The sequence below is a fragment of the Chitinophaga sp. 10T418 genome, assembly GCF_056394125.1.
This window is the reverse complement of record NZ_JBFTHG010000014.1, coordinates 138,371-159,010: the sequence shown is the minus strand read 5'-3', so window position 1 is coordinate 159,010 and position 20,640 is coordinate 138,371. Positions and strand designations below refer to the sequence as shown.

17 protein-coding genes are annotated in these 20,640 nt (G+C 45.3%); 12 read left to right on the top strand and 5 right to left on the bottom strand.

Annotated features, from left to right (window positions below):
- The first annotated feature begins 395 nt into the window (after positions 1-395).
- The 8 genes from AC1DCV_RS30725 to AC1DCV_RS30690 all read left to right on the top strand — a co-directional run bounded on the left by AC1DCV_RS30725 (position 396) and on the right by AC1DCV_RS30690 (position 9,694).
- Positions 396-1,679, top strand: coding sequence for a hypothetical protein (locus AC1DCV_RS30725; protein ID WP_477026753.1), 1,284 nt, complete (start codon positions 396-398; stop codon positions 1,677-1,679).
- 44 nt (positions 1,680-1,723) lie between these two features.
- On the top strand, positions 1,724-3,028 hold the full coding sequence (urtA, locus tag AC1DCV_RS30720) for an urea ABC transporter substrate-binding protein (protein ID WP_477026752.1): 1,305 nt from the start codon (positions 1,724-1,726) through the stop codon (positions 3,026-3,028).
- 53 nt (positions 3,029-3,081) lie between these two features.
- Positions 3,082-4,734, top strand: a complete 1,653-nt coding sequence (urtB, locus tag AC1DCV_RS30715; RefSeq protein ID WP_477026751.1) for an urea ABC transporter permease subunit UrtB — start codon at positions 3,082-3,084, stop codon at positions 4,732-4,734.
- Positions 4,735-4,745: 11 nt separating this feature from the next.
- On the top strand, positions 4,746-5,819 hold the full coding sequence (urtC, locus tag AC1DCV_RS30710; protein WP_477026750.1) for an urea ABC transporter permease subunit UrtC: 1,074 nt from the start codon (positions 4,746-4,748) through the stop codon (positions 5,817-5,819).
- 1 nt (position 5,820) lies between these two features.
- The gene (gene urtD, locus AC1DCV_RS30705) at positions 5,821-6,576 is read left to right on the top strand and encodes an urea ABC transporter ATP-binding protein UrtD (protein WP_477026749.1); all 756 of its coding nucleotides are present in this window, start codon (positions 5,821-5,823) and stop codon (positions 6,574-6,576) included.
- Positions 6,573-7,295, top strand: a complete 723-nt coding sequence (urtE, locus tag AC1DCV_RS30700; RefSeq protein ID WP_477026748.1) for an urea ABC transporter ATP-binding subunit UrtE — start codon at positions 6,573-6,575, stop codon at positions 7,293-7,295. Before urtD ends, urtE begins: the two co-directional genes overlap by 4 nt.
- A 333-nt stretch (positions 7,296-7,628) precedes the next feature.
- The gene (locus AC1DCV_RS30695; RefSeq protein WP_477026747.1) at positions 7,629-9,029 is read left to right on the top strand and encodes an ATP-binding protein; all 1,401 of its coding nucleotides are present in this window, start codon (positions 7,629-7,631) and stop codon (positions 9,027-9,029) included.
- A 2-nt stretch (positions 9,030-9,031) separates the two neighbouring features.
- On the top strand, positions 9,032-9,694 hold the full coding sequence (locus AC1DCV_RS30690) for a response regulator (RefSeq protein WP_477026746.1): 663 nt from the start codon (positions 9,032-9,034) through the stop codon (positions 9,692-9,694).
- A gap of 165 nt (positions 9,695-9,859) precedes the next feature.
- On the opposite strand, the gene AC1DCV_RS30685 is transcribed toward AC1DCV_RS30690, so the two are convergent.
- From AC1DCV_RS30685 to AC1DCV_RS30675, 3 genes are all read right to left on the bottom strand, one after another.
- A complete protein-coding gene (locus AC1DCV_RS30685) occupies positions 9,860-10,282 on the bottom strand; it encodes an ATP-binding protein (protein ID WP_477026745.1) in 423 nt (140 codons plus the stop codon).
- A 97-nt stretch (positions 10,283-10,379) separates the two neighbouring features.
- On the bottom strand, positions 10,380-12,254 hold the full coding sequence (locus tag AC1DCV_RS30680; protein WP_477026744.1) for a M1 family metallopeptidase: 1,875 nt from the start codon (positions 12,252-12,254) through the stop codon (positions 10,380-10,382).
- Positions 12,255-12,320: 66 nt separating this feature from the next.
- Positions 12,321-12,527: a hypothetical protein gene (locus AC1DCV_RS30675; RefSeq protein ID WP_477026743.1), complete on the bottom strand. Its 207-nt coding sequence runs from the start codon at positions 12,525-12,527 to the stop codon at positions 12,321-12,323.
- A 204-nt stretch (positions 12,528-12,731) separates the two neighbouring features.
- On the opposite strand from AC1DCV_RS30675, the gene AC1DCV_RS30670 reads away from it, so the two are divergent.
- Positions 12,732-15,101 (top strand): ABC transporter permease, encoded by a 2,370-nt coding sequence (locus AC1DCV_RS30670; protein ID WP_477026742.1) that lies wholly within the window; start codon positions 12,732-12,734, stop codon positions 15,099-15,101.
- A gap of 19 nt (positions 15,102-15,120) precedes the next feature.
- Here the strand turns inward: AC1DCV_RS30670 and AC1DCV_RS30665 are convergent, their stop codons facing one another.
- A complete protein-coding gene (locus AC1DCV_RS30665; protein ID WP_477026741.1) occupies positions 15,121-16,107 on the bottom strand; it encodes a GlxA family transcriptional regulator in 987 nt (328 codons plus the stop codon).
- A 133-nt stretch (positions 16,108-16,240) separates the two neighbouring features.
- On the opposite strand from AC1DCV_RS30665, the gene AC1DCV_RS30660 reads away from it, so the two are divergent.
- A complete protein-coding gene (locus AC1DCV_RS30660; RefSeq protein WP_477026740.1) occupies positions 16,241-17,089 on the top strand; it encodes a DUF899 domain-containing protein in 849 nt (282 codons plus the stop codon).
- The gene (locus AC1DCV_RS30655) at positions 17,086-17,418 is read left to right on the top strand and encodes a hypothetical protein (protein WP_477026739.1); all 333 of its coding nucleotides are present in this window, start codon (positions 17,086-17,088) and stop codon (positions 17,416-17,418) included. The genes AC1DCV_RS30660 and AC1DCV_RS30655 overlap by 4 nt, the downstream gene beginning before the upstream one ends.
- Here AC1DCV_RS30655 and AC1DCV_RS30650 read toward each other — a convergent pair.
- Positions 17,407-17,925, bottom strand: coding sequence for a GNAT family N-acetyltransferase (locus AC1DCV_RS30650; protein ID WP_477026738.1), 519 nt, complete (start codon positions 17,923-17,925; stop codon positions 17,407-17,409). The two genes, AC1DCV_RS30655 and AC1DCV_RS30650, sit on opposite strands and share 12 nt — an antisense overlap.
- 211 nt (positions 17,926-18,136) lie before the next feature.
- Between AC1DCV_RS30650 and AC1DCV_RS30645 the strand changes: the two genes are divergently transcribed.
- On the top strand, positions 18,137-20,563 hold the full coding sequence (locus AC1DCV_RS30645; RefSeq protein WP_477026737.1) for an ABC transporter permease: 2,427 nt from the start codon (positions 18,137-18,139) through the stop codon (positions 20,561-20,563).
- Positions 20,564-20,640 lie beyond the last annotated feature (77 nt).

The following is a 20,640-nucleotide window of genomic DNA, read 5'->3' as shown; positions in this document are numbered from 1 at the left end:
GCGCAAGTTACCTTTTTTTACAACTGTTCCCGCTTTTCGCGTTGTCTTGCCATTATTATTTTATAGCATTCTTTTATTTAGATCATAATATTAAATAATTACATAATAATTAATAATTGAAGACAGATAAAATTTATAAAATCGTTCAGTTTGATACAAAAATGAATATAAATAATTGTATATCATACTTTTATTGTTAAACGCACTCAAAATAATAAACATATTATTATAAAATATATATGCATTTAAAATCAACACTTCGCATAGAATAAGATGATTTTTTCAAAAATTAACTGAATTAAATAAATTAATCTTCTACTTTTATACTTAAGTATACTGATCGATCAACCAAAAAAGTACTTAAGTACATTAATTCATCTCTAATTACTTATTTTATGAATTTGTCTACCAGCTTCATCATAGTACTATCTACTTTTTCTATTATTGCAAAAGCCGAAAACGATCCTCCTAAAAAGAAAAAAAGAGGAAGTTATCTCATTGAACTCCCCGCTTCTTTAAATACCAGCACCGATAGTGCAAAAACCATTTCTTTTTCTCAGGACGCTGCCGCATTTAAACCAACCATACAGGTAGGCGCTATTGTACACATGTTTGCCTCCGGAGAACAAAGTGGCTTTGGTGCGCCCTCCAATGATAAATCATCGAAAGACTGGAACAAAGGTTTCTCCGTTTACCGTGCCAGGGTACTGGTAGGCGGACAGCTGACTAAGAAAGCCAGCTTCTTCATGGAAACAGAAATCCCTTCTCCCATCGGTATCCAGTCCAACGGCGAAAAAAACGTGAAGGTGTCGCCGATTATATTAGATGCTCAACTGGAATACACTTTCTCCAACGCATTTGAACTGGTAGCAGGCATGCAACTCGTATCCAACAACCGTAACGGTTTACAGGGTGCCGCCGGATTAATGGCCAACGACTTCACCTACTTCCAGTACCCTTATAACCTGTTTGCCAACAGCCCCCTGCAAGGCAACTTTGGCCGTGACCTCGGTGTAAACGCCCGTGGCTTTCTCGCCAACGACAAACTCGAATATCGCCTCGGCGTATTTACCGGTCGAAATGTAGACGGCGGCGCTCCACTACGCACCGTTGCACGTGTGGCCTATAATTTCCTGGATGCTGAAAAAGATTACTACTATGCCGGCACCAAACTGGGCAAAGGTAAAACCCTGGCATGGGCTGTGGGTGTAGATGCGCAGGCAAACTACTATAACTACAGCACAGATGCATTCTTCGATTATCCATTAGGCAACGCGGGATCCATCACCGTTAATGCGGCATTCCAGTACATGTCCGGTGGCACCGCCACCGACTCGAAATACTCTTTCGCTACCCTGATCCCTAAACAAACGGTTCAGTTCCTGGAACTGGGTTACTACTTTAAAAAATCCAAACTACAACCCTGGATCAGGTACGAAAACCAGGACGTCAGCGCCGATGCGGCACAAGCAGGCACCGTAAAATTAAGTTCTTTCGATAAAAGCAAATCCAGCAGTGTCATGGGCGGGGGGCTTAACTACTTCTTTAACGGCACCGGCACCAACCTCCGGCTCTCGTATACTACCCGCACCTATAACGTAGCCACTGCTACCGCCGACGAATACACGAAAAAAACATACGGTCAGCTATGGCTGCAGGCACAGTTCTTTATTTTCTGATTACACACGCATTCATTCATCTTCTTCCTAAAATATTATTAAGCATGAGACTCACTTTCCTGAAACAACTTCCCCTGCTACTGCTGGGCGCTACGGCACTTTTTTCTTCCTGTAACAACGGAACCAAAAAACCTGGCAGCGATTCTACCGCTACCAAAGAAACCGTAAAAATAGGGGTACTCCACTCACTCAGCGGCACCATGGCTATCTCTGAAGTATCACTGAAAGATGCGGTGCAAATGGCGGTAGATGAAATCAACGCCAAAGGCGGCGTACTCGGCAAACAAATAGAACCCGTGATCGTAGATCCGGCCTCCGACTGGGACCTGTTTGCCGAAAAAGCCAAAGAGCTGCTCATCGACAAAAAAGTATCAGCGGTATTTGGCTGCTGGACATCCGTTTCGCGAAAATCCGTACTCCCGGTATTTGAACAAAACAACGGTCTCCTCTTTTATCCTGTACAATATGAAGGAGAAGAATGCTCCAACAGCGTGATATATACCGGCGCCACCCCCAACCAGCAGCTGATTCCGGCTGCTGAATACCTGATGAGCGAAAAAGGTGGCGGCTATAAAAAATTCTACCTGCTGGGAACAGATTACGTTTTTCCCCGCACCGCCAATAAAATCCTGAAAGCATTTTTACTCTCCAAAGGCATTCCCAAAGAAAACATCATTGAAGAATATACGCCTTTCCATCACCAGGATTATCAGACCATCATCTCTAAAGTAAAACGCTTTGCTGCCGATGGAAAAGCCTGTATCCTCTCTACTATCAATGGCGACTCCAATGTACCTTTCTATAAAGAATTTGCCAACCAGGGGCTTTCTTCCGCCACCTGCCCTATCATGGCATTTTCAGTTGCGGAAGATGAACTCCGCTCTATGGACACTGAATTCCTGGTAGGTCATCTTGCTGCATGGAATTACTTCCAGTCAAACGACCTTCCCGAAAACAAAAAATTCGTTGCCGACTTCAAAGCTTACTGCGCTAAAAAAGGATTACCCGGCGGCGACAAAAGAGTAACGGATGATCCTATCTGCTGGGCTTATACCGGCGTTTACCTCTGGGCTAAAGCAGCAGAAAAAGCTGGTTCCTTCGACGTTTCAAAAGTACGCAACGCCCTCTATGGACTCGACTTCCCATCTCCTGATGGCCTGGTAAAAATGGATCCAAGAAACCATCACCTGGCAAAACCGGTAGTGATCGGCGAAATTAAACCGGACGGACAGTTTGATATTATCTGGAAATCAGCAGGACTCGTAGATCCACAGCCATGGTCACCTTTAACATCTCCCGACAAAGATTGCGATTGGGTAAACCACAACGGTACTTACGCAAAAAAATAAGTTTTCAACACGGATAAAAGACGGGCTATTTCCAACTTCTCAATTATGACGCGATGAAAATTTCCTTAGCACTACGATGGATACTGGCTGGCTGCATACTGCTGTTTCAACAAACAGTAGCCGCACAGGACAGTGCCTCCATTTATACCGCACAGCTGCTGCAACCGGCGAATGACTCCATGCGCACGCATGCCATAGGCAGACTGGCTGCCCTACGCATTCCGGCTACCTTTCCTTTACTCATGGCGATCAGTGACAAAAAGTTGTACCTGCTAGATCGCAAGGCAGTAACGGTTGACAGTAAGCCTTCCGCAGAAGGAACATACCGGCTTTATTCTCTTTATCCCGATAATATACTTTTGAAAAACAGCAGCGGGCAACCGCTGCTGTTATCATTGTCTGCTTTACAAACGGTAGATATTTCCCGCGCCGACCGCCTGCAACTGGCCCCTATCACGCCGCTGCTCAATCTCTATAGCAGCGATGCACAAAAACGTCTGCTCGCCTACAGTCAGCTGAAAAATACTGGCGACAACAGCGTGCAACTGATCCTCCAAAACGCACTGGCAAAAGAAACCAACGCCGATGCTCGCCGCACCGGTAAAGATGTGTTATACGGCGCTAAATTATACAGCGCTACCAATGCCGCCATGGCTAAAGCATATATTGACAGCATCACGGATAACTGGAGCGACAACGCTCCACAGTTGCTGAGAACATATGCCAGCAACGGATTTTTTAATAAAGAGATGGCTACCTACGCGGCGGAGAAAGCCGTGAGCCTCGAACAACGCTACGACCGCCTCCAACGGGTACAGAACTTTTTCAGTGGCTTAAGTCTGGGTAGTATTCTTATACTCATTGCCCTGGGGCTTTCTATTGTATATGGCCTGGCAGGCATTATTAATATGGCGCATGGAGAATTTATGATGATAGGCGCTTATACCACTTATTGCACACAACTATTTTTCACCAATGTACTGGGCATTCCGCAAACAGATCTTTTCTTCGTAGCGGCGCTGCCCGTCTCTTTCGTAATAGCAGGTGCAATGGGATTGTTGCTGGAAAGGCTCGTCATCCGGCACCTGTACGCCAAGCCGCTGGAAAGCCTGCTGGCTACCTGGGGAGTAAGTTTAATCCTGGTACAAACCGCCCGCATTTTATTTGGTGACCTCACCGCCGTTAAAACACCACAGCTGTTATCCGGTGGCTGGCAGGTATCACCGCATCTAACGTTACCGTATAATCGATTATTTATTATTGCGCTGACCCTGGTGATGGTTTTGCTGACTTACTTCATGCTTTACCGGAGCAGACTGGGTTTACAAATCAGGGCCGTTACGCAGAACCGGCAAATGAGTGCCTGTCTGGGTATTGAAACAAAACGTATTGCCGCCATCACCTTCTTTATTGGCTCGGGGCTGGCCGGATTGGCTGGTTGTGCCATCACATTAATTGGTAATGTGGTTCCGGATATGGGACAAACATATATCGTTGATTCCTTCCTGGTGGTGGTAACGGGAGGCGTAGGCAAGCTCGCAGGTACTATTGTTTCTGGTCTCGGCATTGGCTTCTTCACCAAAGTGCTGGAATCCTTCTTCCAGGCGGTTTATGGCAAAGTGTTTATCCTCGTGTTTATCATGCTGTTTATGCAGTATAAACCCAAAGGCTTATTTCCTGACAAAGGCCGCATAGCGGAAGATTAAAAACCAGGCATATGAAAACGAAAAACAATCCACTGTATTATATATTATTCATCGCCATTTTTGCGATCCTGCTGCCGGCAGGATATATGTCCGGCCTCCTTTCTGTAAACACCATCTCTGTATGGGGGCGATACTTCTGTTTTGCTATTGCGGCGCTGGGTATAGACCTGATATGGGGCTATACCGGCATTTTATCGATGTGTCAGGCCTTCTTCTTTTGCCTGGGCAGCTACGGCATTGCCATGCACCTGCTGCTGAAAAAAACAGTGGTCTCCGGCGCCGTACTCCCCGACTTTATGGCCTGGAATAAAATAGATACGTTACCGTTATTCTGGCAACCATTTCAATCTTTCGGATGGACCCTCGCACTCTGTCTGCTGATACCTGCACTGTTTGCCTTTGTTACCGGCTTTGTATTATTCAGAAGCAGAATTAAAGGCGTGTATATGGCTATTATCACGCAGGCACTGACATTAGCCATGTGGTTAATTTTCCTGAGAAATGAAACCAACCTGGGTGGCACCAATGGTTTGACCGATTTCAAAACCATGCTGGGCTATGATTTGTCTTCTTCTTCCGTAAAACTGGGACTATATATGCTCTCCTTTACGACACTTTGCGCAGCTTACTTCGCCTGTTATAAAATTACCCATTCGAAATTCGGCAAAGTATTACAGGCTATCCGCGACAGTGAATCACGCATCAGCTATGCTGCCTATAAAGTAGTGGATTATAAACTGGCTGTTTTCGTTGTGGCGGCACTGTTAGCTGCCGTAGGGGGGATGCTTTATCTACCGCAAACAGGCATTATTACCCCCGGCCGTATGGATGTAAAAGCATCTGTGGAAATGGTGATGTGGGTGGCGCTGGGAGGCAGAGGCAACCTGAAAGGCGCGGTAATAGGCGCTTTGCTGGTTAACTTCCTGTACAGTGTTTGTACCAGTCTGTTCCCGGACTCCTGGTTGTTTATCCTCGGCTTCCTTTTCGTGATTACTGTATTATACTTCGACAAAGGATTCATGGGATTACTGGATAGTCTCAAACAACGATTCACTTCTTTCAAAACATCTCAAACAACCCATTGATATGCTACTTACTGTCAACAACCTGTCGGTATCATTTGGGGGTGTACATGCACTGAACCTGGACCATTTCAGTCTGCGCGATAAAGAACTGCGTGTCATCATTGGTCCTAACGGAGCGGGCAAGTCCACCTTCCTGGATATCATCTGCGGAAAAACAAAAGCAGACAAAGGAGAAATATTTTTTAACGGCAAAGCTATCACCGGCAAAACGGAAGTAAAGATTGCGGAACTCGGTATCGGCAGGAAATTCCAGAAGCCCTCCGTATTTCCGGGGCTTACCGTATATGATAACCTGATGCTGGCAGCCAAAATGAAGAAAGACATTTTCTCTTCTCTCTTCTTCAAACCTACGCCAGCCCTGGCAGAAAGGATACATACAGTGGCTACGAAATTATCACTCACCACCGTCATGTATAAGATGGCCGGGGACCTGTCGCACGGACAAAAGCAATGGCTGGAAATAGCCATTGTCGTATTGCAGGATCCAACGCTGATGCTGATAGACGAACCCGCCGCGGGCATGTCTGACGAAGAAACCGAAAAAACAGGCGCCCTGCTGCTGGAGCTCTCCAGGGCACACAGCATTATTGTAATAGAACATGATATGAAATTTGTAGAACAGATAGCCAACGAACTGGTGACCGTACTGGTTCGTGGCAAACGCTTGATGGAAGGAACTTTCGCGGAAGTAAAAAATGATCAGCGGGTAATAGATTGCTATTTAGGTCGTACTAACGCTCAATTAGAAACATTATGATCCACACAATCCAGGCACCGGTATTAATCGTCAATCAACTTAGCGCAGCATATGGACAAAGCACCATCCTGCGCGGCACCACCCTTACTGTAAAAAAAGGCGCCGTTACCACCGTCATGGGCCGCAATGGCGTAGGTAAAACCACCCTGCTCAAAACTATCATGGGGCTGTTGCCTGTACAGGACGGCAGTATCATTTTCAACAATGAAAATATAACGGATCTGCCCCCACATAAAAAAGCAAAAGCAGGCATCGCCTATGTACCACAGGGGCGGGAAATTATCCCCAAGCTCACCGTATACGAAAACCTGCAACTCGGGCTACAGGCACATCCCGACCGCAACGCCAAAGTTCCGGATGAAGAAATTTTCAGTCTCTTTCCTATCCTGAAAGATTTCCGAAAACGTGCCGGTGGTAATCTCAGTGGTGGTCAGCAACAACAACTGTCTATCGCCAGGGCACTGGTGAGCCGCCCCTCTCTCCTGCTACTCGATGAGCCTACAGAAGGTATACAACCGTCTATCGCGCAGGAAATAGGCAGCATATTGCAACAGCTGGTGCAGCAAAAAGACCTTTCTGTATTATTGGTAGAACAAAAAATTGATTTCGCCAACCAGGTAACAGACCACTATTATTTTATGGACAGAGGTAAAATGATCATGGATGGCACTGCAGAAGAACTGAAACATTCCGCGCTGGAGAAACATATATCGGTATAGCTATTAGCCTTTAGCTGTTAGCTATTAGGAAAATGCAGCGGAGATTAAGTATTATTGGTATAGCTGTTAGCTATTAGGAAAATACAGCGGAGATTAAGTATTGTTGGTATAGCTGTTAGCTATTAGGAAAATGCAGCGGAGATTAAGTATTGTTGGTATAGCTGTTAGCTATTGGGAAAATGCAACGGAGATTAAGTATTATTCGTATAGCTGTTAGCTATTAGGAAAATACAGCGGAGATTAAGTATTATTGGATAATTCTAAACACTAACAGCTAACGGTTACTCGCTAAAGGCTAACAGCTAACCGCTAAAAGCTAAAAGCTATTTCGCTATGCATCCAGTATCCGAAGATCGCAGTGTATTTAAAATCTTCACCATCCTCTATGCGGTGGCGTTGACCACCATTGCCCTGCTAAGTATTTTTAGCCAGATAAAAATACAACAGGCACTCAATCACCAGATGAATGATTCTCATGTCATCAACTTTGCTGCGCGGCTACGTACGTATAGCCAGACGTTGAGTAAACTGGCGCTGCTATTGGAGTCTGGCAGAGACATAGAAGATAACCGCAAAGAATTTATTAATACCCTCAAGCAATGGCAAAAATCACATGAAGGCCTGCAGGCAGGCAGCAACTTCCTGAACCTGCCGGCCAACGACCAGGATGAGCTGAAACAGATGTTCGAGATTATCCGCAATCCACACCAGGAAATATGGGATGCCGCCAGTAAAATGATCACCGTATTGTACAACGACAGCACCTTCACGCCAGCGCATATACGACCTTATGTACAAACCATCCTGGCATATGAGAAATCATACCTGCTGGGCATGGAACTAATCGTATTCGACTATGACCGGTTTTCAAAAGAGCGGATACGCAACCTCAAAGAAATTGAATACATCGTACTGGGACTGGTACTCTTCACCCTCCTGCTGGAAGCCGCCGTCATCTTCTATCCGCTGTCTACCCGCATCCGCAAAATTATCCGGGGCCTGGTAGATGCCGAAGAAAGAGCCCGGAAATTAACGGAGCAGGTGCAACTGGCGAACCAGGAAAAATTATTACGACAAGAAACGGAACAACGCATCCGCTCTTACTCCATCATCAACGGTCAGGAAAAGGAACGCAAAAGAATTGCTGCCGAAATACACGACGGTATCGGACAAATGCTGACCAGTCTGCGTATGAAACTCGAACAAATTGAAGACCGCAGCATACAACATGACCCCGAAATAGCGATGGTCAACTCCCTGATGTATAGCATTATCAACGAAACCAAACGGATCTGCTCCGACCTGTTGCCCAGTGTACTGGAAGACTTCGGCCTGAGGGCTGCCATTGAAGAACTGATTAAAATATGCCGCCAAACGGCTCCCGGTATCGACTTCCAGCTGGAAGAAACTTTGTCGGCTGTGCCTTTACCCAAAGAAGTAAAGACCGGCGTTTACCGTATCTTGCAGGAAGCATTGAACAATGCCATTAAACATGCGGACGCGGATACTATTGAAGTAGATATTGACGGCACCGCCAATTTCCTGCAATTAAGCATCCGTGATAATGGTAAAGGATTTCATTTCGACAGCCAGCAGCTATTTTCAACAGAGCTGGCAAAAAAAATAAATGGCATCCGTAATATGAAAGAAAGAGCAGAGCTGCTGGGAGGTACCCTCCAAATCAGCTCGCAGCCCGGCACCGGAACAATTGTACAGTTAGCAATCACCTTTTAGCCATGAAAAAAATAGGCGTTTTTTTAGTAGATGATCATGAAATTTTCCGCAATGGCCTTAAACAGCTGATCAACAGCGAAGCCGACATGGAAGTATGTGGAGAAGCCAGCAGCGGAGAAGACGCGCTGCAACAATTAGCGGCCGCAGCTCCCGACGTGATCATTATGGATATTCGTATGCCCGGCATGAATGGCCTGGAAACCAGTACCCTCCTCCTGGAAAAAAATCCCCGTGGCCGCATTCTTTTCTTCAGCCTCTTTGATGAACCCGACTATGTAGCAGCGGCCCTCGAAATGGGCGCCAGCGGCTATATCCTGAAAGATACCAGCAACAAAATATTCCTTAGCGCCATCCGTACCATCCACCAGGGCAAATATTATTTTATAGGAGAAGTCAGCGACATCCTGGTAAAAAAATACCTCGACGCCAAACAATCAACACACGGCAACGGCGGCACCCAGGAAATTTCCTTATCACGCCGCGAAGAACAGATCATCCGAATGATCAGCAACGGTCGTAATAATAAAGACATCGCGGAGTCGCTGAATCTCAGTATCCGTACTATTGAAGCACACCGCATGAATATATTGCGGAAGTTCCAGGTGAATAGCATTGAAGAAGCGGTAGAGTATTGTAAAAATACGGGGATGTTAAAGGAAGAGTGAATCCTTATGCTTACCACTTCAATTTGGCAATTACTTTATTCGGCGTCTCTTGCTTTCCAGGAAATAAAATAAGAAATTCAATATCAATCATTTAGAAAGAAATTCGCTAATCATTGCCCCTTTATTGCTCCTTTGCCATCCCCTTTTCGCCCTTCAATAGCTGTTTTATTGCCCCTTTAACTGCCCCTTTGCCCCTTTATTCTCCTCTTTCAAAATATAATGCGTTCCTTTTCCCGTTGAACCAACTTTTAGGATTAAACCCTTTTCCAATAACAACTGAAGATCATTTGAAGCTGTACGCTTTGAAATATTAAATAGATCCTGATATTGCTGATTAGTAATGCGCTCATTTGTTCTTATAAACTGCAATGCCTTCATTTGTCGATCTTCAAGTCCGTAGCTTTTCAATGGCTTTTCTTTCAAAAATATTATACTAACACCACCCTGCTCCTCCTGAATCAGTGGCTCAGGTAAACCAGCTTCGATACAAGCATCAATAATTTTATTCGTTCCCCGACCCCATGACTCAATATATCTTGCTTTGAAAAAAACATTCGCAATATTTCTATTATCTGCCGAAGGCAACAAAACCAGGAGTATTAGCCAGATTATTCCACTAAGAAATGTAAAGAAAAAAGCCTTCAAATCTTACGATCTGAAGGCTGCTATATCTTTCCTCAACAAACTAACGTTTCCACACATTATCCTTCTCATTGGCATCCATAAACAAATTCCCATCCAGCTTAATCGCTGAGATCTCTTTTGTATTAGACAAATTAAGCCGTACCTCTTTCTGATTGGCTTTCCAGATGCCGGGTGTCTGATGTTCACTTTTTGTTGTACCATCTTTGAAAGTAATCACTACATCAAAAGGTATGGCGAAACCACCGGTATTGAGGATACGTAGTGAAGCTTTTTTGGCATTCAGCTTTACTTCCGCGAGTGTAAGATCTATATAGTTGTTACTAAAGTACCAGTTATTCCAGAACCAGTTCAGGTTTTGTCCGGCGGCGGTATTAAAAGAATAAAAGTAATCCCAGGGAATAGGGTGTTTACCATGCCAGTTGTTCATATACGCATGCAGGCATTTTTTAAACAGCGCATCTCCCAGCATATCTTTCAATGCGAGGTAAGACAACGACGCTTTGCCATATGAGTTGCTGCTATATCCCATGCCACTCACCTGGTTGGCCATAGAAATGATGGGTTGATCTTCCTCAGTGGAAGGATCATGTATATATCTATTCACCCTGAACTTACGGTAAAAATCATCTGCTGTTTCCTTTCCTTTCTCTGCTATGCCGATCAGGTATTCGAGGGTGGTAGCCCAGCCTTCATCCATAAAGGAATAGCGGCTTTCGTTGATGCCCATATAAAAAGGAAAGTAAGTATGTGCGATTTCATGATCCTGTACCAACTGGGCAAAGCTAAGGTCATCTCCTGCGGAGCCATCATTTACTACCATCGGATATTCCATGTCAGCAAAGCCCTGAACAGCCGTCATCGCCGGAAATGGATAGGATACGCCTGGCCATTGATGAGAGAACCAGTTTAACGCATAGTGAGAAAAAGCGACGGAGTGATGAAAATCTGTGGACGTATCCTGGTAAGCAGCCTGTATGCTGGCGCGGCGCATGGTAGTGCTGTCCACTACTACACTGGCAGCATCCCATACATAATGATCACTGGTGGCGTAGGTAACGTCTGCAATATGTGTGGCACTGAATTTCCAGGTGTTGCGGGGTTGCTGCGCGGTGACTTCTCCCTTCAGCATTTCCTGCAGGTTGGCAATGTGCGCTGTTGTGTCTGAGCTATAAGAACGCTCCAGCCGTTTCGCAAATGCAGGGCGTAATACTTCCGCTGCATTTTGCAGTGTGCCTGTTCCCCAAACCACAAAATTCTTAGGCACGGTCACCGCTACGTTATAGTCGTTGAAGTCGCTGTAAAATTCTACGCGGTCGGTATGCTCTATGCCATCCCAGCCGTTATAGTCGTCATATACAGATACCCTTGGATAAGCATATGCCATAAAAGCAGTAGTACTATCGATCATACCTTCTCTGCCACTCAACACCGACAAATCATAGTGCCAGTTGATATGAAGATGTATGCTATCTTTCGATGGCAATGGTTTTGGAAATACCACCGAGGAAGTGGTACCTACGTCGTTGTTAACTTTTACGGGTATGCCATCAATTAACAGCTGATCTATGATTACACCATCTGTTAAAAAGTCTTTGCTCACATAACCCGAGCGCGGTGATTGAAATTTATGCAGATTGCAGATGATCCGCAACACCATTCCTTTCAATTCATTGGGACTGTTATTCAGATAGGTGATCGTTTCCACACCAGTCACGGTCCTGTTGGGCGGGTTCACTGAAAGTTCAATATTATATATTCCTTTGTTCTGCCAGTAAAGTTTACCTGGCGCACCACTCTTGTCTCTCGTCTGGTTAACATATGCCTGTTTAATATTACGCGGCATATACAATTCCTGTGCTGTTGCCAAAGTGCTAACACCTAATAACAACAGCAGGCTATACATAATTTTGTTCATATTCGTCTGCGGATTTCAAGGGATAAAAATAGGAAAAGTCAATGGAAATGGATGATAAGATACGGATCAGAAAAAATACGATTCTATTTTCTGTGCCAGCCGTGATAAAAATTCATTGGGAATATGATCGTGAGAAGCATTGAGCTTCCCGTTTTCATCCGGCCGGAAAGTAACCTGGTGGTTGTCTATTTCCACCATGTATGTTTTTTCGTTATCATTGCCTGGTAGTATATGATAGTCTTTACCATCCAGTTGAATAATCGCCTTTTCCATAGTACTAACATTTTACATGAAGTTAACTAATTATAATTATGATGTGTTTCCATCCCGGCAGCTTTTACACAAGTGGTAAAAACGATCACTGGCTGTATCAAAAACGAACACATTATTAAAATATAAAAACTATAACTGTGTTTATTATTAAGATTATTGTATCCGGTATAATTTTTCTGATAAAGCAGTTCAAATATCATAGCAATGCAGCTGTTAAAGATCACCTTCCGTAATCTGCTAAAAAATAAAGGGTACTCAGCGATCAATATTATTGGTTTGGCGATGGGCATGGCCGTTACTCTCCTCATTAGTTTATGGATATGGGATGAGCTTTCTTTTAATCATTGGCATAACCATCATCAGCGGATTGCACAGGTGATGGATGTACAAACCATCAACGGAGAAAGTAATACCAGTGAGTCTGTGGCTATACCATTGGCAGATGAGTTACGCAACAACTATGCAAATGACTTCAAACATGTAGCGATACTTTTTCCCAACTTCACCCATGCCGTTGCAGTAGGTGATAAAAAATTATCCCAGTCGGGCGTATGGGCGCAGCCCGATTTACCGGAAATGCTCACCCTGAAAATGATCAGCGGTAAGAGAGATGCACTGAAAGATCCTTCTTCTGCACTGATCACCCGTTCACTGGCAAAGGCTTTATTTGGAGACACAGACCCTACCGGTAAAGGCTTCCGGCTCGACAACCGCACCGACTTACAGGTAGGTGGCGTATTCGAGGACCTTCCGCAAAACACTACTTTTCACGACACCCAACTGTTTCTTTCCTGGGATAAAGCCATCAGCACACTGCCCTGGCTGAAAGAAGCACAAAACCAGTGGGATAACCGTTACTGGAAATTATATGTAGAATTAAATGATCATGCCGACATTGATAAAGTCAATGCGCACATAAAAGATATCGCTCAAAAACATATTAAGGGCGGCACAGAAACATTATTGCTGCACCCTATGGATAAATGGCATTTGTACAGCGAGTTTAAAGATGGACAGGTTGCCGGCGGCAGAATCAGGCTGGTATGGCTTTTCGGCATCATTGGCGCATTGGTATTACTGCTGGCCTGTATTAACTTCATGAACTTAGCCACCGCACGTAGTGCTAAACGTTCAAAAGAAGTAGGCATACGCAAAGCCATTGGTTCTACCCGTACACAGCTGATCTGGCAGTTCCTCACCGAATCCCTGTTGTTATCATTTCTTTCTTTTATTGGCTGCGTAGGCATCGTGTATATCTTACTGCCACTGTTTAACAGGCTAACAGAAAAACAACTCAGCATTCCGTTTACACAGCCACTGTTATGGATAACATTGATTGGCTTTACGGCATTCACCGGCCTGATGGCAGGCAGCTATCCTGCTTTTTATCTGTCTTCTTTCCGACCCGTTAAAGTATTAAAAGGAAATGTATCGGCAGGACGCTTTTCATTGCTCCCCCGCAACACCCTCATGGTAGTGCAATTCAGTGTATCCATTGCATTGATCATCGGTACCGTTATTATTTATCAGCAGATACAATATGGTAAAAACAGGCCGGTAGGTTATAACCGGGAGGGGTTGATTATGGTAACGATGAGTACCGGTGAAATGTATGGCGCCCCTTATGATGCGTTGAGAAATGCATTGCTGGAAACCGGCGCCGTAGCAGACATGGCCAAATCAGATATTCCTTCTACGCAAAGCCCCGATTACAATACAGAAGTGAGCTGGAATGGTAAAACGGCTAATGCGAAAACACCTGTTGGCCTGATAGGTGTAACACACGACTACGGCCATACCATCGGCTGGCAAATTAAAGACGGTCGCGACTACTCCAGGAGTTATGCCACAGATACAGGTACACTTATTTTAAATGAAACAGCGGTTAAACTCACCGGACTTCAACATCCGGTAGGAGCCACCATTTACGTAAATGGTCAGCCCCGTATCATTACCGGTGTGGTAAAAGATATGATCATGGAATCACCGTATGCGCCTGTTGCGCCCACTATTTTCAGTCTGCAATACGGTATGATGAACGCCATGACAGTGCGTATCAACCCAGCCATGCCCATGCGGGAGGCGCTGGCTAAAATAGCGCCGGTGTTTAAACGATTCAATCCCGGCGGTCCATTCGACTATACGTTTACAGACGATGCGTATGCGCAGAAGTTTTCTGATGAAGAACGGGTAGCCAGACTGGCCACCGTGTTTGCGGTACTCGCTATCTTTATATCATGCCTGGGCGTATTGGGACTGGCGTCTTTCATGGCAGAACAACGCACGAAAGAAATTGGTATCCGCAAGGTCATGGGTGCGTCTATCGCCAATGTATTGATACTGCTGTCAAAAGATTTTGTAAAGCTGGTCATCATCTCCCTCGTACTGGCCTCTCCTGTTACATATTACTTTATGCAAAACTGGTTACAAAATTACACCTACCATATTACGGTGTCGATATGGCTTTTTGTGGCTGCGGGCATCAGTACCGTTCTTGTAACGTTGCTGACAGTTAGTTACCAGTCGGCCAAAGCAGCGCTTATGAACCCGGTAAAAAGCCTGAGAGCGGAATAAGCGGCCCGTTTATTCTATATCAATTATTCAACGCTGCTGCAGAACGGCAATACTTTCTCCGGTACTCCTGCGGCGTTAAACCCGTAATACGTTTAAATACCTGCCGGAAGGTTTTCAGGTCATTATAACCGGCGTTATACATCAGTGTACTGATGTTCTGCGTATTTTTTTCCAATTCTTTTTTGGCAGATTCTATCTTCACCCGCTGCAGGTATTCCAGCGGTGTATTTTGTGTAGCTACTTTAAAACGCCGGATAAAATTCCGTTTACTCATATTCGCCTGTTCTGCGATCTGCTCCACAGAAATCTGCTGATCATAGTGTTGCTCTATAAACGCCTGCGCTTTCAGGATGTCTTCATCTTCATGCCGGCGTTGTCCTTGGAATACAGCGAAGTGCGCCTGATTCACCCGGTCCATATCAATAGAAAACATTTTGCTTGTCCAGATGCTTGCTTCCCGGCCGCAAAACTTCTCTATCAGGTACAATACCAGGTTGAGGGAAATAAAAGCGCCTCCGCTGGTATAAATCCCTTCCTGGTCGGTCATAACGCTATCGGGTAAAATGGTAATATCCGGATACCTCCTGCGCATGTCTTCCAGTGCCATCCAGTGAGAGGTGCAGGACTTCCCCTGCAGCAATCCCGCTTCCGCCAGGAAATAGCTGCCTAAACACAAGCTGGCCACCTCAGTGCCACAGGCATGCATAGTGCTCAGCCAGTTTATCATCGCCTTATTTTTGCGCAGCACTACCGTAGGATCGCCTTCAAAAGCAGGCGCCAGGATAAGATCGGTATGCTTTACTTCCTCAATGGTTTTATAACAAATAAACTGTGCAGGCGAATGCAGTTGTATATTTTTCATCTTCTCACTGACCAACTCCAGGTTAAAAGCCGGTTCCCGCCCCATTTCTGCCATGTAACGGTTCACCCCTAACAACATATCCATTACGCCGGACAAAGAAGATAAAATAGCGTCTTCGTAAATCAGCAAGGAAACTGTCTTCATGGTAATTTGTGTATGATGTACTACAAAAATAACCTATTCCCGTGGCACAAATGCCCCCTAAATTCGGCGTGTTTGCACAGGTGATTTTTGGATTTAACAACTGAGATTTGTGAGACACAAAACGATAAAAATCATGAGTACAAACGTAACGACTGGTTTTAAACATAAAAGTGTTGAGGCCCGTCCCACTCCCAAAGTAGTATCTCACGAAGAATGGCAGGCTGCCAGAATAAAATTCCTGGAAAAAGAAAAACAGTATACCCATCTCCGCGATGAGCTCACCCGGCAACGCATGGAACTCCCCTGGGAAAAAGTAGAAAAAGACTATGTCTTTGATGGTCCGGAAGGTAAAGTTAGTCTGTCCGACCTCTTTGACGGCCGCAGCCAGCTGATCATCCAGCATTTTATGTTTGGTCCCCATGAAACAATAGGTTGTGTAGGCTGCTCTTTTGCAGCAGATTCTATCAACGGTGTACTGCCACACCTGGAACATCACGATGTTTCTATTGCGGTGATATCAAGAGCGCCTTTGCCGGTACTGGAAGCCTTTAGAAAACGTATGGGCTGGAATTTTAAATGGGTGTCTTCAGGCGGCAGTGATTTCAACTACGACTATCATGTATCCTTCCGGAAAGAAGACCTGGAAAAAGGAAAGGTATATTACAACTACGGTATCGTGGAAAACTTACCTGCCCACCTGGAAGACCTGCAGGGTATCAGCTCTTTTTACAAAGACGAAGACGGCAATATCTACCATACTTATTCGACCTATGGCCGTGGCGGCGAATTACAGCTGGCTACCTACAACTACCTGGACATTGCACCACTGGGCCGTAATGAAAAAGGAGTAAACGGCGATCTGACAGCGTGGGTGCGCCATCACGACAAATACGATGAGAAAGGACACGTAGATAATACAGGCAGGTATCATGAAGACAAAACACCAGGTTCTTGTTGTAGCAGTGAAGAACATGCATCATGAAAACGAATTGTTCCTGCGGTAGCGCTACGGGCAGCGATCACCGCAAAACAACGGCTGCGCAGGCCACAGGTCCGCTGACATTCCGGCAACGTATCGTTAAAACAGTGCGATGGTTATTACCGGGCATTACCCTCGCCCTGCTGCCGAAGTGCCCGATTTGTCTGGCTGCTTATGTGGCAATCGGTACTGGTGTCGGATTATCTGTAACCGCTGCTACCTGGCTGCGGACAGGACTTGTGGTGTTGTGCATCGGATCACTTGTTTACCTGGTATTGAACAAAGTACTGATGGTATACAAACGGCACAAACAAGGGCGATCATTGTCCTAATTCAATATTAAACAGCATCAGTTCATCCACCTCTCCGGGTGGTTGAATGGTGCCCTGTAATGTAAATCCTGAGCGCTTCAGCAACCGCACCGACCGGTGGTTATCCGGTTGTGTAATGGCAAACAAGCGGGGTAATTCCAACTGCTGCTTCGTATATGCCAGCGTAGCAGTAGCTGCTTCAAACGCATATCCCTGGCCTTCCGCCTCCGGCAAAAATGCAAATCCCAGGTCGGGTTGCTCCAGGTATCTTCTCTTAAACAGACCACAAATTCCAATAGGATTTCCTGTTTCTTTCAACACCACTACCCACGCACCATAGCCCTGCTCCGCATACAAACGTAACAGGTTATTCATAATATACCGTTGCGCATCTGCCAATGTTCTGATCTGCCGGTCGCCGATATACTGCAGCCATGTAGGCGTATTCAGCAACTCGAGGACGAAGGCATCATCTGAGGCAGCAAAAGTGCGCAACTGTAACCGGGGCGTTTCAAATAAAACTTTCATGCAAACATTTTATTACGACTCCTTACAAAGTATAATTTTCCGGTGAAGTGAACAAATCATGCCTGATTCCCGCTCAGAATTGAACGCCATTTGTGCAAAAACGGACATTTCCATACCCTGGTAAATTATAATGCATTGATTTTTAAACGCTCTATTTCTGGCATTACGTTAGCGATCCCCCTTAGTGGATTCATCATACTCTAAATTTAATATGCTTAAAAGCTACGTCCTTACTGCATTTCGTTTTCTTCAGAAAAACAGGTCTTTTAGCTTCATTAACATCTTCGGATTGGCTACCGGCACTGTATGTTGTTTATATATGCTGCTGTATGTGCGGGAACAGTACAGCTATGATCAGCATTATAAACAGGCTGAAAACATTTACCGGGTTAATTCCTCCTTAAAAAGAGCGGGTGATGTGCACAACGCAGCCACTACTTCTCCCCCGATAGCACCGGCATTAAAGAATGATTTCAGTGAAATACAGCAGTATACCAGGATTTCCATTCCCATGTCGGATAACACACAACTGCTGCATTACCAGGATAAAGCTATCTATGTGGCGCAGGGCGCCTACGTAGATTCTACCTTCTTCGATATCTTCACTTACCATTTTATCAACGGACAACCCTCCAGCGCTTTGTCTGGCCCTTATTCCGTAGTGCTGTTACAACCCATCGCGGAAAAACTATTCGGCAGTGCCGACCCTACCGGTAAAATTATCCGGATAGAAAACACCAGTGGCACACACGATTTTAAGGTAGATGGTGTAGTGGATGAAAGCCTGGGGAAATCACATATCCACGCCAACCTGTTCTTTTCTATGAACAGTGGTGGTGTAGGTGATTTCATTCTTCAGAACGACTCCTGGGCCAGCAATAATTTCGTGTCGTCTTATGTAAAGCTGACACCGGAAAGCCATCCGGCCGCGCTGGAAAAAAAGCTGCCTGCTTTCCTGCAGCAGCATGGCGCACAACAATTAAAAAGTATAGGCATGGAAAAAGTGCTGCACCTGCAACCCATACAGGAAGTGCATACCAGCACGATGTATGACCTGGGCCTTGGCAAAACGGTGAGTACCCGTTTCCTGTACCTGTTGCTGCTGATCGCCGTGCTGATACAAGTGATTGCCTGCATCAATTTCATGAACCTATCTACGGCCCGTGCTTCCAAAAGAGCGAAAGAAGTAAGTATCCGTAAAGTCATGGGCGCCAAAAGAAATGACCTTATCAAACAGTTCCTGGGGGAATCCTTATTGCTATCGGCCATCGGTGTACTTATTGCGTTGCCCTTGCTGGCACTGGCACTCCCGTATCTGAATATGGTTACCCAGGCAAATGTAACCATGGACTTACTCACCGATTACCGCCTCTGGATAATGATCGTTGCGCTGATTGTGGTGACAGGCCTTATTGCGGGCAGCTATCCCGCATTTTATCTTTCTGCTTTTAACAGCATTAAGGTGATGAAAGGAAATTTCAGTAACCATATTTCCGCTGCAGGCATCCGGCGTTCGCTGGTGGTATTTCAGTTTGTATTGTCTATTGTACTCATCACCGGTATTATCACTATCTACAGCCAGTTAAACTATATTAAAAACAGGGACCTGGGTTTTGAGAAAGATCAGCAGCTGGTGCTCAGCTTCCATACCCAGGATGCCAAAAGCAAGATGGCCGGCCTGGCTACTGCATTGCGGCAGTTGCCGGAAATAAAAGCTGCGGGCAGGTCTAACAACTACCCCAGCCAGTTTGTGTTTAATGATGTACACATATACGCGGCTGGCGCCAACGTCAACGATGCTGTGGAAACGCAGTTCATGCTTACCGATGAAAATTTCTCTAAGTCCATGAGCATACCACTCGTTGCCGGCAGGGATTTCCGCTCATCAGACTCCGGTCGTGTGCTGATCAATGAAACCATGGCGCGCCAGCTCGGACTGAAGCCGGAAACGGCGGCAGGGCAGCGCATCTTCTCCCAATCTGCAGAAGCAAGTACGCCTGTCAGTTTTGAAATAGCAGGAGTGATGAAAGATTTTAATTATAATTCCCTGCACGATAATGTAAGACCATTCATGCTGATGTATGATACGGATCCTACAGACTTCTCCCATATTATCATCAACAGCAACAGCAAGAATTACAAAGCATTACTGAGCAAAATATCGGCTACCTGGAAAAGCTTTCTGCCCAATGTACCTTTTGAGTATGTATTCCTGGACGAAGCGGTACAACAGCAGTACGAAACGGAAATAACCCTTTCCCGTATCATTAACTACTTCACCCTCATTGCGATATTGATTTCCTGCCTGGGTTTATTCGGGCTCGCTGCTTTCAGCGCAGAGCAAAGGAGAAAAGAGATCGGTATCCGCAAAGCATTGGGTGCCAGTGTAACCGGTATCGTTAGATTATTGTCCGGTGATTTCCTCAAACTGGTGTTGATTGCATTACTCATTGCCACACCTATAGCCTGGTATGCAATGAACCAATGGTTGTCGGCATACGCCTACCGGATCACCATACAGTGGTGGATGTTTGCAGGAGCCGGATTACTCGCCGCCTTCATCGCCCTTATTACGGTAAGCTTTCAGGCTATCCGGGCAGCCCTGGTGAATCCGGTAAAAAGCCTGCGTGCAGAATAGTTGCTGACGCTGCACCAAACAAAAGCATAAACGGCATGTTTAATGAAATATAGAAAGACCATCGGGGAACCAACCGA